The following is a 1,824-nucleotide window of genomic DNA, read 5'->3' on the forward strand; positions in this document are numbered from 1 at the left end:
CTAGGAGTGCGCTGAATAATCGGCGGCAGTGTGGCGTGCCTGCTGGATTTTCGGGACCAGGATTTAAGACTGGTTTCATGCAGGGACGCGAGGATGCGCAACGCGGGTATTTGGATGTCGAGGCGCTGGCCGGGGAGTTGTTGGCTCCGGGCAGTGTCTTCGCTTTTCTGGCCAGGCATCGGGGGCGGTTGTTTCCGGATTCAATGATGGAGGACCTCTTTCCGTCGCGGCGGGGCCGGCCGTCGGTTCCGGCGCCGGTGATCGGCTCGGTGCTGGTGTTGCAGGCGTTGCAGGGCCTCTCTGACAGGGAGACCGCGGAGGCTTTGACCTTTGATCTGCGGTGGAAGGCCGCTTGCGGGTACGGACTGACCGATACCGCGTTCCACCCGAGCACACTGACGTACTGGCGACGACGTCTGGCCGCCTCCGGGAATCCTCACCGGATCATGGAAGCCATCGCCGAGGTCGTCGCCGAGACCGGGGTCCTGCATGGCAAGCGCCGGAGGGCGGTGGATTCAACGGTCCTGGATGACGCGGTCGCGAGACAGGACACCATCACGCAACTAATCGCCGCGGTCCGCCGCTTCGGCCGTGATGTCCCTGGCGGGCAGGAGCTGCTGGCCGCGCACGCGACGGGGTATGACTACACCCGCGCTGGTAAGCCCGACATCGTCTGGGATGACCAGGACGCCAAAGACGGGCTGATCTCCGCACTGATCACGGATGCGCTGGCTCTACTGGCCGCGGTCGATCCCGAAACGCTGGAGGGCAAGGCGGCCGACGCGTACGCGCTGCTGGCTCTGGTCGCCGGGCAGGACGTGGAACCGGCCGAGGACTCGGACGGGACCGACGGGCGGTGGCGGATCGCACGAAAGGTCGCCCCGGACCGGATGATCTCCACCGTCGACCCGGACACCCGGCACGCGCACAAAACCCAGTCCCGGCAACAGGACGGATTCAAGGCCCATATTGTCATCGAGCCCGATACCGGGCTGATCACCGCTGCGGAGCTGACCAAGGCCTCGGGACCGGAAAACAGCGACGGTGCCGTCGGTGCGCGGCTGATCGGCATGGATCCTACAATCGCCGGCAACAGCGTGGACGTCTTGGCCGACTCGGCCTACGGTTCCGGGGACATGCTCGCTGCCCTTGCCCGCACCGGGCATACCCCGGTGATCAAACCCTGGCCGCTGCGCCCGGCCGTCGAAGGCGGGTTCACCCTCGATGATTTCACCGTCGATGAAGCAGCCGGCACCGCGACCTGTCCGAACGGTATCACCAGGAACATCACCGCCAAGCGGCGGGTCACGTTCGGCGCCGCCTGCACCGGCTGCCCACTCCGGCACCGGTGCACCGCCTCACCGCGGGGACGCAAGCTCGATCTCCACGAACACGACGCGCTGCAGCGCGAGCACCGTCAACGCTCCGCGGACCCGGCCTTCCGGGACGCTTACCGCAGGCACCGGCCGATGGTCGAGCGGTCCATCGCCTGGCTCACCCGCGGCAACCGACGCGTTCCCCACCGCGGCATCAGCCGGAACAACGCCTGGCTGCAGCTGCGGATAGCCGGACTAAACCTGCGCCGCCTACTCGCCCTGGGACTGAGAGTGAACCAGGGATCATGGGCGCTGGGATGAACCGCTGGCCGGACCGGGTCCTCGACAAAAATCGCTGGATGACGCCCCAGATCTGAGGCAGAATGTACGCAAGCGGGCGGAACGACCCCGTTGTCGCACCCAAGGGTGCTGACCAGAACACGCCGCTAGACGGCCATTGGTGGCGTTCCGCCCGCCCACCATCCCGCTTATTCAGCAGTCTCCTAGG

At 66.6% G+C, this 1,824-nt stretch carries 1 protein-coding gene; it reads left to right on the forward strand.

The window, feature by feature from the left end; genetic code table 11:
• Positions 1-77: 77 nt before the first annotated feature.
• Positions 78-1,637 (forward strand): IS1182 family transposase, encoded by a 1,560-nt coding sequence (locus DBR22_RS05270; RefSeq protein ID WP_108598110.1) that lies wholly within the window; start codon positions 78-80, stop codon positions 1,635-1,637.
• Positions 1,638-1,824 lie beyond the last annotated feature (187 nt).

Source organism: Arthrobacter sp. HMWF013 (genome assembly GCF_003061105.1).
Classification (GTDB): Bacteria; Actinomycetota; Actinomycetes; order Actinomycetales; family Micrococcaceae; genus Arthrobacter.

Excerpts from the sequence above, each read along its gene's own strand:
- DBR22_RS05270 (WP_108598110.1), top strand. The coding sequence starts at position 78 with ATGCAGGGACGCGAGGATGCGCAACGCGGGTATTTGGATGTCGAGGCG.